The organism is Cyanobium sp. Cruz-8D1, from assembly GCF_024345975.1.
Classification (GTDB): domain Bacteria; phylum Cyanobacteriota; class Cyanobacteriia; order PCC-6307; family Cyanobiaceae; genus Cyanobium.
Map to the genome: position 1 here is coordinate 53582 of NZ_JAGQCD010000011.1, position 16134 is coordinate 69715.

The 16134-nt window shown below is 66.1% G+C and carries 18 protein-coding genes; 7 read left to right on the forward strand and 11 right to left on the reverse strand.

The window, feature by feature from the left end; translation table 11 throughout:
• Window positions 1-94 precede the first annotated feature (94 nt).
• The 4 genes from KBZ33_RS08990 to urtE all read left to right on the forward strand — a co-directional run bounded on the left by KBZ33_RS08990 (window position 95) and on the right by urtE (window position 3987).
• Window positions 95-1252, forward strand: a complete 1158-nt coding sequence (locus KBZ33_RS08990) for an urea ABC transporter permease subunit UrtB (RefSeq protein ID WP_254952358.1) — start codon at window positions 95-97, stop codon at window positions 1250-1252.
• Window positions 1253-1312: 60 nt separating this feature from the next.
• Complete coding sequence (urtC, locus tag KBZ33_RS08995; RefSeq protein ID WP_254952356.1) at window positions 1313-2419, forward strand: urea ABC transporter permease subunit UrtC; 1107 nt, start codon at window positions 1313-1315, stop codon at window positions 2417-2419.
• Between the two features lie 66 nt (window positions 2420-2485).
• Window positions 2486-3232, forward strand: a complete 747-nt coding sequence (gene urtD, locus KBZ33_RS09000; RefSeq protein ID WP_254952354.1) for an urea ABC transporter ATP-binding protein UrtD — start codon at window positions 2486-2488, stop codon at window positions 3230-3232.
• Between the two features lie 29 nt (window positions 3233-3261).
• Complete coding sequence (gene urtE / locus KBZ33_RS09005) at window positions 3262-3987, forward strand: urea ABC transporter ATP-binding subunit UrtE (RefSeq protein ID WP_254952352.1); 726 nt, start codon at window positions 3262-3264, stop codon at window positions 3985-3987.
• 49 nt (window positions 3988-4036) lie between these two features.
• Here urtE and KBZ33_RS09010 read toward each other — a convergent pair whose 3' ends face one another.
• The 6 genes from KBZ33_RS09010 to queC form a co-directional block, all read right to left on the reverse strand.
• Window positions 4037-4309 carry an FmdB family zinc ribbon protein gene (locus KBZ33_RS09010; RefSeq protein WP_254952351.1) on the reverse strand — a complete coding sequence of 91 codons (273 nt, stop codon included), beginning with the start codon at window positions 4307-4309 and terminating at the stop codon, window positions 4037-4039.
• Window positions 4310-4396: 87 nt separating this feature from the next.
• Entirely contained in the window at window positions 4397-5602 is a 1206-nt protein-coding gene (fmdA, locus tag KBZ33_RS09015; RefSeq protein WP_254952349.1) for a formamidase, read from the reverse strand.
• 164 nt (window positions 5603-5766) lie between these two features.
• Complete coding sequence (locus tag KBZ33_RS09020) at window positions 5767-6198, reverse strand: hypothetical protein (RefSeq protein WP_254952348.1); 432 nt, start codon at window positions 6196-6198, stop codon at window positions 5767-5769.
• 90 nt (window positions 6199-6288) lie between these two features.
• Window positions 6289-7161 carry an aminotransferase class IV gene (locus KBZ33_RS09025; RefSeq protein WP_254952346.1) on the reverse strand — a complete coding sequence of 291 codons (873 nt, stop codon included), beginning with the start codon at window positions 7159-7161 and terminating at the stop codon, window positions 6289-6291.
• The gene (locus tag KBZ33_RS09030) at window positions 7158-8465 is read right to left on the reverse strand and encodes an anthranilate synthase component I family protein (protein WP_396108248.1); all 1308 of its coding nucleotides are present in this window, start codon (window positions 8463-8465) and stop codon (window positions 7158-7160) included. Before KBZ33_RS09030 ends, KBZ33_RS09025 begins: the two co-directional genes overlap by 4 nt.
• A gap of 5 nt (window positions 8466-8470) precedes the next feature.
• Window positions 8471-9211, reverse strand: a complete 741-nt coding sequence (queC, locus tag KBZ33_RS09035) for a 7-cyano-7-deazaguanine synthase QueC (protein ID WP_254952342.1) — start codon at window positions 9209-9211, stop codon at window positions 8471-8473.
• A gap of 43 nt (window positions 9212-9254) precedes the next feature.
• On the opposite strand from queC, the gene KBZ33_RS09040 reads away from it, so the two are divergent.
• Window positions 9255-9803: an ecotin family protein gene (locus KBZ33_RS09040; RefSeq protein ID WP_255011647.1), complete on the forward strand. Its 549-nt coding sequence runs from the start codon at window positions 9255-9257 to the stop codon at window positions 9801-9803.
• A 30-nt stretch (window positions 9804-9833) separates the two neighbouring features.
• On the opposite strand, the gene KBZ33_RS09045 is transcribed toward KBZ33_RS09040, so the two are convergent.
• The 5 genes from KBZ33_RS09045 to KBZ33_RS09065 form a co-directional block, all read right to left on the reverse strand.
• Complete coding sequence (locus KBZ33_RS09045; protein WP_255011648.1) at window positions 9834-10475, reverse strand: 7-carboxy-7-deazaguanine synthase QueE; 642 nt, start codon at window positions 10473-10475, stop codon at window positions 9834-9836.
• A 192-nt stretch (window positions 10476-10667) separates the two neighbouring features.
• The gene (locus tag KBZ33_RS09050; RefSeq protein ID WP_254952336.1) at window positions 10668-11417 is read right to left on the reverse strand and encodes a hypothetical protein; all 750 of its coding nucleotides are present in this window, start codon (window positions 11415-11417) and stop codon (window positions 10668-10670) included.
• Between the two features lie 132 nt (window positions 11418-11549).
• On the reverse strand, window positions 11550-13196 hold the full coding sequence (locus KBZ33_RS09055; protein WP_254952334.1) for an alkaline phosphatase family protein: 1647 nt from the start codon (window positions 13194-13196) through the stop codon (window positions 11550-11552).
• A 15-nt stretch (window positions 13197-13211) separates the two neighbouring features.
• Window positions 13212-14390, reverse strand: coding sequence for an alkaline phosphatase family protein (locus KBZ33_RS09060; protein ID WP_254952332.1), 1179 nt, complete (start codon window positions 14388-14390; stop codon window positions 13212-13214).
• A gap of 292 nt (window positions 14391-14682) precedes the next feature.
• A complete protein-coding gene (locus tag KBZ33_RS09065) occupies window positions 14683-14946 on the reverse strand; it encodes a sulfotransferase (protein ID WP_255011651.1) in 264 nt (87 codons plus the stop codon).
• A 469-nt stretch (window positions 14947-15415) separates the two neighbouring features.
• Between KBZ33_RS09065 and KBZ33_RS09070 the strand changes: the two genes are divergently transcribed.
• Window positions 15416-15697 (forward strand): hypothetical protein, encoded by a 282-nt coding sequence (locus tag KBZ33_RS09070; protein ID WP_254952329.1) that lies wholly within the window; start codon window positions 15416-15418, stop codon window positions 15695-15697.
• On the forward strand, window positions 15684-16004 hold the full coding sequence (locus tag KBZ33_RS09075; protein ID WP_254952327.1) for a hypothetical protein: 321 nt from the start codon (window positions 15684-15686) through the stop codon (window positions 16002-16004). Before KBZ33_RS09070 ends, KBZ33_RS09075 begins: the two co-directional genes overlap by 14 nt.
• Window positions 16005-16134: the final 130 nt, after the last annotated feature.

Consider the following 16134-nt stretch of genomic DNA (forward strand, 5'->3'; position numbering starts at 1 on the left):
GGAACCACCGCGTTCCAGATCAGCACACCACCAGGTTCGACCCGATCGAGCGCCGCCAAGGCGACGCTCGATCTAACGTTCAACAATCATTCCGTTGGAACTCTTCTTTTCTCAGATCCTCGATGGCCTGAGCATCGGATCCGTGCTGCTGCTTGCAGCCACGGGGTTGGCCATTGTTTTCGGCTTGATGGGCGTCATCAATCTCGCCCACGGCGAGTTCATGATGCTCGGGGCCTACGTGACCTACGTGGTGCAGTCGGCCTTCAAGCCCATGGGTGGTGTGATTTTCGAACTGTACTTTCCGGTCTCACTGGTTCTGGCCTTCCTTGTGACGGCACTGGTCGGGGTGCTGCTGGAGAGAACGTTGATCAGGCAGCTCTACGGCCGCCCGCTTGAAACACTGCTGGCCACGTGGGGGGTCAGCCTGATTCTCATCCAACTGATACGGAGTGTCTCAACCGCGATGATGCTCGGCATCATTGTCGGCGTTGTGATTGGTTTCTTTCTATCCAAACTACTCGGGGCCAAGTTCTCGGAGAAGCCCTTTTTCACCTATCTCAATGGACTCGGCTGGGCCATCGCCATCGGCCTTGGTCTGATCGCCGTCAACGTCTTTGATCAGATTCGGCCGCTGTCCAAGGCCTGGTTCGGACCCCGCAACATTGATGTCACCGCGCCCAAGTGGCTACAGGGAAGCTGGGGAGCGATCGGCGGTATCGAGCTTCCTGGTCTGCGCATCTTCATCATTCTCCTGTCGGCCCTGTTGCTGCTCGCCACCTTCTGGTTCCTCAACAAGAGCGTCTGGGGTCTGCGCATCCGTGCCGTCACCCAGAACCGCCAGATGAGCAATTGCCTCGGCATTCCCACCGACCGCGTCGACAGCATCACCTTCGGCATCGGTTCCGGACTGGCCGGGGTGGCTGGGTGTGCCATCACCCTGCTGGGATCGGTGGGCCCGAACCTTGGTGCGGCCTACATCGTTTCCTGCTTCATGGTGATCGTTCTTGGTGGTGTGGGCAATCTGCTGGGCACCGTGCTGGCCTCGCTGCTGCTGGGCATCATCCAGTCGGTGATCGGTTCTGGCACGTTGTTGACAATCTTCCCGGACATGCCCTTAGCGGCGAAAGGGGTGATCGAGTTCTTCGCCACCACGAGCATGTCCCTGGTGCTGGTGTTCATCTTCATCATCGTCTTCCTTCAGTTCCGCCCCAACGGCATGTTCCCCCAGAAGGGTCGCTCGGTCGATGCCTGACCCGCTGATTTCAACCCTGCGCAGATTCCCGTTCCATCTCCCCACCAGGAGGTCCTACCTGTGAAACTCTTCCAACGACTTGTCCCCTGGATTCTGCTGGCGATCGCCCTGTTCATCCTTCCAGCGGCGCTCGACGACTTCCGCCTCAACCTCTTCGGCCGCTACTTCGCGCTGTCGATCACGGCGCTGGCGATCGACCTGATCTGGGGCTACACCGGTCTGCTGAGCCTGGGGCAGGGGATCTTCTTTGCACTGGGGGGCTACGCGGTGGCCATGAACCTGATGCTCAACACCAAGAGCCTGGCGGGTGGCAATGGCATCCCCAAGTTCTTTGAGAATTATGGTGTTGCCCAGCTTCCTTTCTTCTGGCAGCCCTTCTGGTCGCCGCTGTTCACCCTGATTGCGCTCTGGGTGATTCCTGCGGCGGTGGCGGGTGTGGTGGGTTGGTTGATCTTCAGAAATCGCATCAAGGGGGTGTATTTCTCGATCATCACCCAGGCGGCGCTGATGGTTTTCTTCCACTTCTTCAACGGCCAGCAGAAACTCTTCGACGGTACCAATGGCCTCAAAACCAGCACCACCGAGCTGTTCGGCCAACTGGTGGGTTCGCCTGACATGCAGGTCTGGTTTTACCGCCTCACGGTGCTGCTACTGCCCCTGGCCTTCCTGGTCTGTCGCTACTTCACCAGTGGTCGCTTCGGTGATGCCCTGATCGCCATCCGTGACGACGAAAGCCGACTTCGCTTCGCCGGATTCAACCCCGTTCCCTTCAAAACCATCGTCTTTCTGGTGGCAGGGGCCCTGTGCGGGATCTCCGGTGCTCTCTACACCGTCCAGTCCGGCATCGTCTCGCCCCAGTACATGTCGATCTCCTTCTCGATCGAGATGGTGATCTGGGTGGCCGTGGGTGGTCGTGGCACCCTGGTCGGTCCGATCATCGGAGCCACCGTGGTGAACTACCTGCGCAGCCTGGTGAGCGAAGCCCTGCCGGAGGCCTGGCTGTTCGTGCAGGGGGCCCTGTTCATCTTCGTGGTGGTTCTGATGCCCGACGGCATCTACGGCTGGATCACCAAAGGCGGCTTCCGCACCTTTCTGGCCGCCTTCGGCATCGCCAAGAAGTCCAATACCTACCCCCAGCTGGACAAGGAGGCCATTCCGGTGGATTAGTCCTCCAGAGGACCCATCCTGGCTGATCTGCTGTGACTGTGTTTCGATTTCGCACCCTTCCAATCCATGTCAGAACCTCTCCTCGAGCTCAATGACGTCAGCGTGAGTTTCGACGGCTTCTATGCCCTCACGGACCTCAGCCTGAAGCTCTATAAGGGTGAACTCAAGTCCATCATCGGCCCCAACGGTGCTGGCAAGACCACCTTTCTGGATGTGATCACTGGCAAGGTGCGTCCCACGAAGGGGACGGTGTCCTTCAAGGGGAAGTCGCTGCTGGGCGTCTCCGAGCAGAAGATCTCCCGCAATGGCATCGGCCGCAAGTTCCAGACCCCGCGGGTGTTTGAGAATCTCACCGTGCTGCGCAACCTGGAGCTGTCCGCCTCGCCGGAGAAAAACGCCTTCAGCCTGCTGGGCTCCAGCCTGCCCCAGTCCTCGAAGGATGAGGTGCATCGCATCATGAATTACGTCGGCCTGACGCCGTTTGCCACCGTCAAGGCCGGCTCCCTCTCCCACGGCCAGAAGCAGTGGCTGGCCATCGCCTCCCTCGTGGCCCAGGCCCCGGAAGTGCTGCTGCTCGATGAACCCGTCGCCGGCCTCACTGACGAGGAAACCCTGCGCACGGCCGAGCTGATCAAGTCCCTGGCCGGCGACCACACCGTGGTGGTGATCGAGCACGACATGGAGTTCATCCGCGACCTGGGTTTCGACGTCACCGTGTTGCACCAGGGACAGGTGCTTACGCAGGGGCCTCTGGAGAAGGTTAAATCCGACCCGCGGGTGATTGAGGTCTACCTGGGGCCGCCCGAACAGTAATCGCTTCTTGACCATCACCCACCGACCCCATGTCCTCCACCAGCGCCCAACCCCTGCTCCAGGTCTCCGACCTGAATGTGTATTACGGAGAAAGCCATATTCTCCGCAACGTCGACCTTTCCATCGACGAAGGCAAGATGGTCTGCCTGATCGGCCGTAATGGCGTCGGCAAAACCACCTTCCTCAAAACCGTCATCGGCCTGCTGCAGCAGCGATCGGGAACCATCCATTACCAGGATGACCAGCTCACCACCCAGCCGCCCTACAAGCGGGCCAGGGCGGGCATCGGTTATGTGTCCCAAGGCCGGGACATCATTCCCCAGGTGACCGTCAAGGAAAATCTGCTGCTCGGCATGGAGGCCTTGCCTGGGGGTCTTGAGAAGAACCGCCACATTGATCCACTGATCTTCGATCTGTTCCCGATCCTCGAGAAGTTCCTGAAGCGCAAAGGGGGCGACCTCAGTGGCGGTCAGCAACAACAGCTGGCCATTGCCCGCGCCCTGCTGGGCAAGCCCAAGCTGTTGCTCCTGGATGAACCCACCGAAGGCATTCAGCCCTCGATCATCCTCGACATCGAGCATGCGGTGCAGCGGATCATGAAGGAAACCGGCATCAGCGTGTTGCTGGTGGAGCAGCACCTGCACTTCGTGCGCCAGTCCGACTTCTATTACGCCATGCAGCGCGGCGGCATCGTCTCCAGTGGCCAGACCGACAAGCTCTCCGATGACGTGATCAAGGAATTCCTCACCGTCTGAGGCACTTTTGCTCTCCCCGGCCGCCACCATCGGGTGGCGGCCGGCGGCCTCAGCAGCCGCGATTGAGCATCCAGGGACGGGTGCCGCTCTCCTTGAGCCGCTGCTTGCCAGCCACTTCCTTGGTTTCCTTGCGCACCAGGCGCGGTCCGGATTGTTCCTGCTTCAGCCTGAGCGGGCCGCTGAGCGACATCACAGGCGTGAAGACCCGGACCCCTTCCGCGGTGCAGGACGGGCAGTTGGTCTCCGTTTGGCGCTCATCAATGCTGCGCCAGACTTCGTAGTTCTCGCAGCCATTGCTGCAGCTGTATTCGTAGACAGGCATGGTGCGAACGGGGAGAGAAATGAAAGCGGAGCGGTGGCACAAAAGAAAAGGGGCCTGACGTTCAGGCCCCCGCATTCCACTGGCTGATCAGCAGGGGAGAATGTCCTGATCGAAGATCGAGGTGGGGATCGCCAGGGTGCAGCAGGCGTTGGGGATGTCAACAATGCCGCTGATCCTGCCTTCCACCGGCGCACAACTCAGCAGCAGGTAAGCCTGCTCGCCGGTGTAGCCGAACTTCTTGAGGTACTCGATGGCGTTGAGGCAGGCACGCCGGTAGGCGATGTGCACGTCCATGTAGTACTGCTTACCTTCGAATTCATCGACGGAGATGCCTTCGAACACCAGGTAGTCGGAGTAGTGGGGTTCCACCGGGCTGGTCTTGAACATGGGGTTGACCATCCCATACTTCGCCATGCCGCCCTTGATGATCTCCACATGGAGATCGAGGTAACCGGACATCTCGATGGCGCCGCAGAAGGAGATCTCCCCATCCCCCTGGGAGAAGTGGATGTCACCCATCGAGAGCTTGGCGCCTTCAACATAGACGGGGAAGTAGATCCGCGTGCCCTTGGTGAGGTTCTTGATGTCGCAGTTGCCGCCGTGCTCCCTGGGCGGCACAGTACGGGCCGCTTCGTTGGCCACCCGCTCGAACTCGCTGGAGGGGAGGGTGCCGAGGATGGCGCTGTTGGGGTTGGGCAGGGCCGCCAGCACCGGCTCGCTGCCGGAGAGGCCGGCGCCGTAGGTGCGGCGGTCGGGGGCGGTCTGCACCAGTTCCGTCTCGCGTCGGTTCCACTCATTGAGCAGCTCCTGGGAAGGGGCGCAGCCGATCAGACCCGGGTGGGTGATGCCCGCGAAGCGCACACCGGGAATGTGGCGGGAGGAGGTGTAGATGCCTTCCAGATCCCAGATCGCCTTGGCGGCCTTGGGGTAGTGATCGGTGAGGAAGCCACCACCGTTCTCCTTGGCAAAGATACCGGTGAAACCCCATTCGTCCCCCTGCAGGGCACCGACATCAAGAATGTCGACCACAAGGATGTCTCCGGGCTGGGCCCCGTTGACCCAGATCGGGCCACTCAGGACGTGGACAACCTCAAGATTGACATCTTCGATGTCCTTGGGGTCGTCATTGTTCTTGATCTGGCCATCGGTCCAGTCCTTGCATTCGATCCGGAACACATCACCAGGATTCACCGAGGCCACAGCCGGGATGTCGGGGTGCCAACGGTTGTGACCGGGCATGTCCTGCTGATCCATCGGCTTGGTGAGATCGACGGAGAAGAGTGTTTTTGGCATCGAGAAACCGAGGCGCAATGTCCTCTCCATCCAAAAGGATGACCTGCGGCTCGAAAGTGCCTATTGCTACCGAATGTCGGCAGCCCAGGAGCTGCCTATGGGATTGAAATAGGAATGATTATCAAGGCTGACCAAGACTTCATGCTGCTTGTCCATCAGAGCAATCAGGTGTCATCGAAATCACCTTTGCGGCACAGATTGTCTTTCAGTCGTGAGACCCAGCCACTGGGTTCAAGCGTTCCAGTCTTTTCCGTCCGGCCATCATAATGGAACAGGAACTGCCAGCGATCCTTGACTGGGAATGTTCTCTTCGCATTGAGATCACTGATCGGATCACCGTAGATATTGTCATAGGATTGCCAGCCCGACTCTCCCTTGATGCTGCAGATCACCGTGACTTCATACATCTGACCCTTGGCCCCATCGGCCTCTGTTGTGATCGTCACAACACCCTTGTGCAGGCCATTGGCGATGCCTGGGGTGAAGGCTCTGACGAGCTCCACGCGGCTTCCATCAACACTGACCAGCAGGTCGCCCGGCTTGGCGTTCTGGATGGCCACCTCCTTGGACGTGGCGCCACAGCCGGCCAGGGCCACGCCCAGACAGGCCAGCCATCCCGCCAGGTGCTTCCGGGACCGGCCCCCCACAGCGTCGGACAAGGTGGATAGATCGACTCTGGGGCCAACCTATGACGACGCCAGCAGCCGCTCCCACAGGCCCTCGATCCCGCTCGGCGGGGGCAGATCATGGCCCTCGCAGCGGCGGATCGGCCGGTAGCCCAGGCTGTTGATCAGCAGGGCCCCCTCGCTGGCCAGCAGGTCGGCGACGGCGACGTCGCCCTCCCGCGCCAACCCCAGGGCCAGGCCCCGGCCCCGCATCACCCCCGGCAGGCAGCCGCTGGCCAGGGGCGGTGTGATCCACTCGCCGTTGAGGCGCACGAGCAGGTTGGCGCTGGTGCCGCAGCAGAGGTCGCCGCCACCTCCCAGCAGCAGGGCATCGTCGGCGCCGGCGGCCCGGGCCTCCCGCCGGGCCTGGATGGCGCCGGCGTAGGCGAAGGTCTTGCAGCGGCCCACCAGGCTGTCGGGGTTGCGGCGCTCCAGACCGCTGACGATCACCGCCACCGGCGCGCTGGGGCGCGTCCAGGGGCTCAGCTGCAACCAGAAGCGCGGCCGCCCCTGGGGTTCGCCCGACCCCGGCAGGGCAAGGCCCCGCCCGGCGCCGCTCCCCCGGCTCCAGTTGAGCCGCAGGGCGCCATCGCCGCGGAGACCGCTGCGGGCCACGGCCTCCGCCAGCAGCGGCAGCACCCGATCGGCGCCGGGGGGAGGTTCCATACCCAGACTGGCGGCCGAGGCCTGCCAGCGCGCCAGGTGCTCCGCCAGCAGCCGGGGGCGCCCCGCCTGGACCAGCACCGTCTCAAACAAGCCATCGGCCAGCAGCAGGCCCCGGTCGCTCAGGGGCAGACTGAGGTGGTCCGGGTCGCCCCAGGTTCCTTCCGGCGCTGGCGCATCGATCCAGGCGATGGCCCTGGGGCCCGGGCCGCTGGCGCCGCCGCCGCTCATACCAGGGCCTCCAGCAGCGGTTCGATCTTCCAGCCCATCTCCCGGGCCTCCCCCGCCGGGTCGGAGTCGGCGACGATGCCGCCGCCGGCATGCAGCCGCAGGCGACGGCCCTTCTGCAACAGGGTGCGGATGAGGATGCTGCTGTCGAAGCCGCCATCGGCCTCGAGGTGAAACAGGGAGCCGCAGTAGGGGCCCCGCGGCACCGGCTCGAGCCGGTTGAGGCGCCGGCAGGCGCGCACCTTGGGGGCGCCGGTGATCGAGCCCCCCGGCCAGCAGGCCCGCAGCAGGTCCACCAGGCCGCGGCCGGCGGCGAGCCGGCCCATCACCACCGAGGTGAGGTGATGCACATGGGCGTAGCTCTCCAGCCCCAGCAGCTGGGGCACGTGCACCGACCCGGGCACACAGACCCGGCCCAGGTCGTTGCGCAGCAGGTCGACGATCATCACGTTCTCGGCTCGGTCCTTGGGGTCGCAGATCAGGGCGGCGGCACTGGCGGCATCGGCGTCGGGGTCGCCGTGGCGCGGCCGGGTGCCCTTGATCGGCCGCGTCTCCACCCGCCCATCGGGGTGCAGGCGCAGGAAGCGCTCAGGGGAGGCCGAGATCACGGCCTCCTCGCCGGCGATCGCCAGGCCCGCGAAGGGGGCCGGCCCGTGCCGGACCAGGCGGCTATAGAGCGTCAGCGGATCGGCCCGCGCTGGCCGCAAGCTCTCGCAGCAGGCCGTGAGGTTGGCCTGAAACAGATCACCGGCGGCGATCCACTGCCGCAGGATCCGCACCTGCCCGGCGTAGTCCTCCGGGGAGGTGTGCCAGCGCCAGTCGCCCGGCGCGATGCCGGCCCCATCGGCCGGGCACTCCCCAGTCGCAGTCACCGCCGCGACCGTGGCCGGATCCTCCAGCAAGCGCACCATGGCCGCCAACCGGGCGGGGTCGCGGCCCTCGAGCCAGAGCCGCTGCTCGCCCCGATCGAAATGGATCAGGGGGTCGTGGCGGGCCGCCCACAAGCTGGCCATGTCGGAGAGCTGCCAGTGGTCGGAAGGCTCCACCCAGGCCCCGGCCTCGTAACCGAGCCAGCCCAGCCACGGCCCCCCCTGGCGCTCCAGGTCCGCCAGGACGGCGAAGGGATCGCCCGCCCCTGGGGTGCCCGGCAGGCCCCGGCAGACCACCCGGGCCACCGGATCCACCCCAAGCACGCCGCGGCTGCCGAGGCGGCTGCCGTCGCCATCGAGCAGCACCAGCCCGTCCTGGCCGAAGCGCGCCGCCAGCACCCGGGCCAGGGAGCGGGGCTCCAGCCACGGAAGCGGCACGCTCTTCAACGGGCGGCTCCGGCGCGGATGGCAGCACTGGCCAGATCGGCCCGGCCGGCGGCGACCAGGGCGGCATCACGGATGCGGCAGCTGTCGCAGCGGCCGCAGGGGAGATCTTCGCCGCTGTAGCAGCTCCAGGTGGCCGCGATCGGCACCCCCAGTCGCAGCGCTTCGCGCACGATGGTGGTCTTGTCCCAGGCCACCAGCGGCGCCCAGAGGCGGGCCCCCTGGCCCTGGCGCCCCGCCTTGCTGGCCAGGTCGGCCAGGCTCTGGAAGGCGGCCAGATAATCGGGGCGGCAATCGGGATAGCCGGAGTAATCCACCGCATTGACCCCGAGCACCAGGCTGCCGGCGCCACGGGCTTCGGCCAGGCTCAGTCCCAGGGCGATGAACACCGTGTTGCGTCCGGGCACGTAGGTGGTGGGGATCACCCCCTCGACCACACCCCCATCGGGGACAGGGATGGCCGGATCGGTGAGGGCCGAGCCGCCCCAGGCCGCCAGGTTCACGGCGATCACATGGTGCTCCTCGAGCGCCAGGGCGGCGGCCACCATGGCGGCGGCGGCGAGCTCGCGCCGGTGGCGCTGGCCGTAATCAAAGGAGAGGCCGATCACCCGGTGGCCAGCCTCGATCGCCAGGGCGGCGGCGGTGGCCGAGTCGAGGCCGCCCGAGAGCAGGGCAATCGCTAAAGGCGTCGGAGAGGGGGGAGTGCGCGTGATGGGCCGTTGGGCGCAAGGTGTCCCCATTGTGGAAGCGGCCGGAGGGGGCGGAAGATGCCATCGTGATTCCATGAGGATCCCCATGGCCCACCCCCTGCGCCGCGCCCGCCTGACGGCGGCCACCGCCAGCGTCATCATCACCCTGGCGGGACTGGGGGCTCCGGCCCTGGCCATCCCCCGGCTGGATCTCAAGCCCTACCCACCAGCGGCCGCCGGCCAGACCCGCTGGGTGATCCAGTTGCCCGGCGTGCTGCCGCCCGGCGCCGATCCGCGCCTCTCCCCCCACCCGAGCGACTGGCGGGTGCAGCTGATCCCCGGCCGGGAGGTGGAGGCCGACTGCAACCAGCAGGCCTTCCGCGGCCGCTTCCGCGCCAGCAAACGCAAGGATCTCGGCGTCAGCGTCTACACCGTGAGCGATGTGGGCCCGATGGTGACCACCCGGATGGCCTGCCCCCCCGGCCAGGCCAAGCGCACCGTGTTCGTGCCCATGGGCAGCAGGCCCTTCGTGGTGCCTTACGACGCCAGCCGGCCGATCGTGGTGTACACCCCCAAGGATCTGCAGCTGCGCTGGCGGCTGTGGAAGGCGGAGAAGGTGCAGCAGCCGGCCCAGGCCCTCTGAGGCCCCAGCGCTGGGGCTCGCTCCCCGGCCTCAGCGCACCCCCAGCCACTTGTGGCTCTGCAGACTGAGCCGCCAGGCGGGGTTGCGACGCACGTAGGCCACCGCCAGCGCCTCGGAGCCCGACTCGTCCCAGGCGGGCTGGATCAGGAGTTCGGGGCCGAGAGCGGCGGGCGGGCGCAGGCGGCCGGCCTCGGCAGCCATAGCTTCGGCAAAGGCCAGGTCGGCCGCGGAGGTCACCACCACCTTGAGCTCGTCGCAGCGAGCCAGGAGGGTGGCGGCCGGGGGGCGGTGGGGCTTGGGGGAGAGGGTGATCCAGTCGAAGCGGCCGCTGGGCTCCCCCACGCCGCTGGTTTCCAGGTGCAGGGGCAGGCCCGCCGCGGCCAGGGCCGCGCACAGGCCGTCCAGGGGCTGCTGCAGGGGCTCGCCGCCAGTGATGACCACGAAGGCGGCACCGGCTTTGGCCGCGTCGCGCGCTTCGGCGGCCAAAGCCGCCAGGCTGCGCTGACCATGGGCGCCCACCGGCCAGGAGTGCTTGGTGTCGCACCAACTGCAGCCCACCGTGCAACCCGCCAGGCGGATGAAGAAGGCGCTGCGGCCTGCATGGAGCCCTTCGCCCTGCAGGGAGTGGAAGGTCTCGACGACGGGCAGGGACAGCGATACCAAGGCGGACACGCTCTAGGGGGGCTTGTAGGGGATGACAGCGTCAGCCTGCCAGCCGAGCCGCAGGGGCGGCAGGATCCGCCTTGGCCCAGCGATGGCAGTCTCGCCATGGCTGCGTCAGACCGCGGCAGAGAAGCCTGCCGGGCGAGGTCGGCTCGGTCGTCTGCCCACCTCTCTGTGCCCACAGGGGAGGGCGCTGTGATCTCAGGGCCGGTCGCGCTCCTGCTCGCGCAGGATCTCGTTGATGTAGTCCTTTGAGCCTTGATCGCGACCGAAGCTCCATCGGCCGTTACGCGGACGAGGAGCCTGAGCCTGAGGATTGATGGCCTCGCGGAGAGCCTGATGGCGCTGGCGCATCCAGTTGCGGCGGCGCATCCCGGCCAGCCCGTCCGCTATGGCCTGCAACTGGCTCCATTGCGTGTTTCCATTCCAGCTCAGGGCCGACAGCCCCAAGGCGCACACCAGAGCCGACAACACCAGTCGCAGGCTCTCCCTGCCCATGGCGAAGAGGGTTTCAGCCCTGGGACCAGCCGCCTGGTTGCGCAAGGCTGCGAAGTTGCTGGCCAGGGAGGCGCGCAGCTCAAGCTTGAGATCCGGGAGCGGCTGGGCCAGGTCAGTGGAGGTGAGCTGCGGCCCCTGCAACTGACGCAGGCGGCTGGCGAGCGAAGCCCCATCAGCCGCCTGGTCGCTGGCCTGGAGGGCCTGCTGCTCCACCCGATCCATCGCCCGCTGACGGCTCTGGGCCTGGAGCGGCAGCCCCTGCACCTGCCGCCAGGTGGACACCAGATCCAGCGGAACCATCAGCACATACACCACCGAAGCCAGAGCGGCAAGACGGCAGACACGCAGGCGCCAGGCCCGAACAGCCGGCGCACCAGCGCCCCAAGCGATCGCCAGGCGGAGCAGGGCCACACCGATCAACAGCAGCGGCGCATTGTTGACCAGGGTGACCACCAGCTGATGGGCCCAGACGGGACTGGGCAGCGGCAGCGGCAGGATCGCCAGCAGAGACCAGATGCCGAACAGGGCCAGCAGCAGGAAGCCAGTCCAGAACTCGCGTGTCGGCGAGAGAGCTGCGGGATTCCATCAGAAGCGATCGAGTGCGAGGGGAGCGGGGACGGAGCGGCTGCGGATCCAAAGGAGAACCTCCGGCAGCAGACGCTCCTGCGGCCTGGCGGTGTCCAGATCAACGGCGAGCAGGCCGTCCAGCTGCTCACGGCTGAGGGGGTCGACGTCGGCATCACCCTGCAGGCCGGCCAGGCCGGCCTGCAGCAGCAGCGCCGGGCGGCTGTGGGGTTGCAGGGCCAGGGCATGGCCACAGCTCAGCGCGGCCTCCTGGGGCATCTCCAGCCAGGCCAGGCAGAGGGCCAGCAGGAGGTGGGCTTCCGGCACCTGCAGGCTGAGGGCCTGGGCGTCGAGGCAGTGCTCGGCGGCCTGTTCGCCCTGGCCGGCGGCCAGGGCCAGGCGGGCCAGGCCTAGGTGGGCCGGGATTGCCAGGCCGGCATCGGCGAGGGCCGCCCGGTAGTGCTCGGCTGCCGCCTGCGGCTGCCGCAGCTGGGCATGGATTTCGGCCAGGTTCAGGTGCTCAGTGGTGCTGCCTGGGCGGATCAGCGGCAGCAGCTCGCGGGCTTCTTCTTGTTGGTTCAGGGCCAGCAGCGCCAACAGTTGCTGCAGGCGCATGGCGCTGGAGAGCAGCTGGCGTTGCAGGAAGGTCTTGGCCTGGCGCAAAGCGGCCCTGGCGTCGCCGCTGGCCAGCAGACACTCCACCAGCAGCAGGGCGTAGCGGGCCTGGCGGGGTTGCTGTTCCATCAGCGGCTCCAGCCAGGGGATCGCTTCTGCGCCCCGGCCGCTGCGGGCGAGCACCACGGCGCAGTTGAAGGCGGTTTCGCGGCGCACGAAGGCCACCCGATCGGCCTGACCGGGCGGCAGGGCGGCCAGATAGCCGAGATCGATCAGTTGTTTCACGGCCTCGTGGGCCTCGAACGGATCGAGCCGCTGCTCGGCGGGATGTTCGCCGGCATCGCCGCTCAACAGCTCCCAGCTGGGGATCGGCGCCAGCGGATCGGCCCGCAGCAGTTCATGCAGCACGCGGCCGTCCATGTCTGCTCCGGCCGGCAGCCCGAACAGCGCCAGGGCGGTGGGGGTGATGTCGAGTAAGGAGGCGGCCGGCGTCTGGGCCGCGGAGCGGATGCCGGGGCCGGCCATGGCCAGGATGCCGAAGGGCCGGTGCCAGCTGGCCTCCTGCTCGGCGCGGTCGTCACCGAGGGCGACGCCGCTGAGCTTCGGGCGGGAGGCGCCGTGCTGGAAGCCGTGATCGGAGAGCAGGATCACGTTGAGATCCCCATCGGGCCCGAGATCGCCCGCCGCCGCCAGCAGCTCGCCGAGCATGCGGTCCTGTTCGCGGTACACCGCCTCAATCACCCCACCGAACAGCCGCTGCTGCCGCGTTGAGATGTGCGGCTGACGGGGCGGGGCGTAGGCCATGGCGTGGTGGCCGGCCACATCGATCCACTCGTGAAACACCATTAGGGCGTCCCAGTCGTTGCGGGCGGCCAGCCGCAGGGAGAGCTGATGGATCGTTTCAGCCCGTTCGGCGGCCGCACCGAGGGCCTGGCTGAGGGCCTTGTCTTCCGGCTGCCGTAGTAGGGCCGGATCGGGAAGGATGCGGGCGCGGGTGGCCGCCGCCGCGCCGCCCGCCGCCTGCCTGGCCTGCAGCCACTCGCTGTGCTGCACAACCGGATGCAGCGACTACGCCGGGGGTTCGCTGGCCTGGAAAAACTGGTTGCTGAGCACCACCCCATTGATCGGCTCAGCCGGATGGGTGGCATACCAGTTGACGACGTGACTGCGCAGCCCGCAGAGCTGCAGCAGGTTCCAGAGGGCGCGGCAGCGGCGGCTGGTGGAGGAGGCGAGCCGCAGGCCCTGGCCATCGGGGGAGGGCTCTACGAAATTGAGCACGCCATGGCGATCGGGGGTGACGCCGGTGATCGCACTGGTCCAGAGCAGGGGCGACAGCCGCGGCTCCAGGCTGGCCAGGGGCGCTCGCCAGCCCCGGGCCAGCAGGCCAGCCAGGTGGGGAAGAGCCCCCGCCTCAAGCAGGGGATCGAGCACGTCCCAGTCGGCGCCATCCCAGCCAAGCATCAGCAGGCGCATAGGACGGCCTGAGGCCGGCGGCGGCAACAAGAACCCGGCCCGACTCAAGCCGTGGGTATGCACGAAGTAAGTGTGGTGTCCGGTGCCGGTTGCTTCGACGTTTGAAGAGTGCGGCGGCGTAGGCGGCGGGACCAGCCGAAGGCCGCGGTGGCGCCGAACAGGGGCAGCGGACCGGGCACGGAAGAGTTCGAAGGGGGAGTCACGGGCGCCGTTATCACCCGCCAGGATAGCCACTCTGGCCTGATCTTCGAAAGTGTAGTCAACTACGGTGCGGGTGACCAGGTTGCCCGTCGCAGGCTGCGAGCCCATGAGGAAGCGCATCCAGCCGTAGCGGACGCCCGCGTCAGCACCAACAAACCTGAAGCCAATAACGTTCTCGGCGCTGTACTGCCAGTTGCCAGCAGCGGAACCGAACACCACGTCGGTGGTGGCGATGTTGAAGGAGCCTGTGGCGCCGATCGAGGTGCCGACGGCAAGGTTGCCTGCAGGCCCGGTCGTCACGCCCGTATAGCGCATCTGGCCGCCACCGGTGGGGCTGAAGAAGTTCATGCCGCTGCCGGTCGTCGCGCGGCGATAGGGGTTGACGTCCCAGCCCGGCACTTCGCTTGCTGGACCGTTGGTCAGCTGATTGGTTTCGACATTGATGTACGTGCCATCGATGTCAACGGCGGCTACGAAATTAACTGGGCCGCTGTAAACGATGGCGGCGTTGGCAGCGGAAGCGGAGCAGGCGGCAATCGCAGTTACGGAGCATGCGGCCAGATGACCAGCCAACCTGGACTTAAGATTCGCCATTGCAAAAGCTTTTCCCTGACTTAACCCCCCCCTTATTTTGTCAAGTCTGTTGCTCCACCTCGTCATAATCTCCTGATGGGCCCTGCGGCGAGCGCCGCTTCAGCACGCCGGCCAGCTGCTGTTGATCGGGCGGGGCCGCGCGGCCAGCCAGCCCTCCATCTGTGCCAGCTGCGCCTGCATCACACCCCGCAGTCGCGCCTCAGGCAATGCAGCCCCAGCCGCTCCAGCATCAGCTGCTGCGAACGCAGCACCGCGCCGAGCTCTCGCTCCATCACCAGCACCCGGTAGGGGCGGTTGTCCCAGGCAGCTGGGGCAGCAGCAGGTGGATCACCTTCACGGCCCGGCCCTCCGCCTGGGCCAGCCAGGCGCTGTCCTGGGGCAGGGTCTTGACGATCTCCGCCTCGTAGTAGCCCTGTGGATTGCTGGCATCAGCGCTGCGGCAGCCATCCGTGAACGGCAGGATGCCGGCCCCCTCCAGTAGCTGCATCGCCAGGCTGGTACCCGAGCGGGGCAGGCCAGTCACCACTGTGATCATGTCAACGATGCAGGTGGCCTCTATCCTCCTGAAGCAAGCCGGGAGGCAGGCCGGGAGGCAGGCCGGGAGGCAGGCCGCCAGCCGGTTCCCGATAGCATCAACATCTGGACGACTTGAGGAGACGTCTGAAGCTTCGTCCGGCCGGGCTGGGCCGGTCGATCCCAGCCAAGATCAGCTCCCGCCTTCGCCGGTGCCGGCATCCGCCTGCAGCAGGACCAGATCCAGCCCTGCCTCCAGAAACTGCTGGTGGGTTAGCTCGGCGTTGGATCACGTCACGCCTTTGCCTAAAACCGGCATCGGGCTGCCGTCTCCCCCGATCCCAGATCCGGCGGAGAGCATTGGCGGGGGTTGACGCTGGATGCCCAGAAGCTGACCCCGCGCAACCCCGCGGCCAACTCAGCTTTCCCACTGCTCAGTTGGTGCCACACGAACCGTAGACTTTCGTGCAGAACGATCAGAGAGATCGGCCATGGTTGCCGCAGCCCACCCCGCCGCGCTGAAGCTCGTTGGCAGCAACGGGCAGATTTCCTTGGGCAAGCAATACGCCGGCCGCCATGTGTTGGTGGAAGAACGCGAACCCGGTGTCTGGGTTATTCGCACCGCGACCGTCATTCCAGACAATGAGCGCTGGCTGCACGAACCCTCGGCTGCAGCAGATCTGCAAGCCGCGATGGCCTGGTCCGTCAGCCATGGGCCAGCCGATGCTGGGCTGCAGGACACCCTGACGCGTCTTGGCCATGGCGAGCCGTGATGCCGAGGTCAGGCTCGATCTGAATAATCCGGTGTTCCAGGAGCAGCTGCTGAGCCTGCAGAAGAACGAGCGCCATGCGGCGTTGGACACCCTCAACAAGATCCGCAAGCTGACCTGGAATCAGCTGTACCGCGATCAGGGCATCAAATGGGAAAAGATCACGAGCATCAAGCTTCCTGCAGGGATTGACTCTGTTTATTCACTTCGGATCAGCCAGTCACGCCGCGCCACGGCTCACCGAGACGGTGATTTCATTCGCCTGCTGACGATTGCCCCAGATCACGATGCCACCTATGGCAAGAATTAATGCGACCAGCTCGCTGCTAGATCGATCACGAGGCGAAGCATGGGTCAGCAAGTCAGCTCAATAATCAGTTGGCTGTTCAGTGGGCTGACGCTGTCGTCGCCGCCGCCGATTGGACGTTCGTGATCGCCTC

Excerpts from the sequence above, each read along its gene's own strand:
- urtD (WP_254952354.1), top strand. The coding sequence starts at position 2,486 with ATGTCAGAACCTCTCCTCGAGCTCAATGACGTCAGCGTGAGTTTCGAC.
- urtE (WP_254952352.1), top strand. The coding sequence starts at position 3,262 with ATGTCCTCCACCAGCGCCCAACCCCTGCTCCAGGTCTCCGACCTGAAT.
- KBZ33_RS09010 (WP_254952351.1), bottom strand. The coding sequence starts at position 4,309 with ATGCCTGTCTACGAATACAGCTGCAGCAATGGCTGCGAGAACTACGAA.
- fmdA (WP_254952349.1), bottom strand. The coding sequence starts at position 5,602 with ATGCCAAAAACACTCTTCTCCGTCGATCTCACCAAGCCGATGGATCAG.
- KBZ33_RS09025 (WP_254952346.1), bottom strand. The coding sequence starts at position 7,161 with ATGAGCGGCGGCGGCGCCAGCGGCCCGGGCCCCAGGGCCATCGCCTGG.
- queC (WP_254952342.1), bottom strand. The coding sequence starts at position 9,211 with ATGGGGACACCTTGCGCCCAACGGCCCATCACGCGCACTCCCCCCTCT.
- KBZ33_RS09040 (WP_255011647.1), top strand. The coding sequence starts at position 9,255 with ATGAGGATCCCCATGGCCCACCCCCTGCGCCGCGCCCGCCTGACGGCG.
- KBZ33_RS09065 (WP_255011651.1), bottom strand. The coding sequence starts at position 14,946 with ATGATCACAGTGGTGACTGGCCTGCCCCGCTCGGGTACCAGCCTGGCG.
- KBZ33_RS09070 (WP_254952329.1), top strand. The coding sequence starts at position 15,416 with ATGGTTGCCGCAGCCCACCCCGCCGCGCTGAAGCTCGTTGGCAGCAAC.
- KBZ33_RS09075 (WP_254952327.1), top strand. The coding sequence starts at position 15,684 with ATGGCGAGCCGTGATGCCGAGGTCAGGCTCGATCTGAATAATCCGGTG.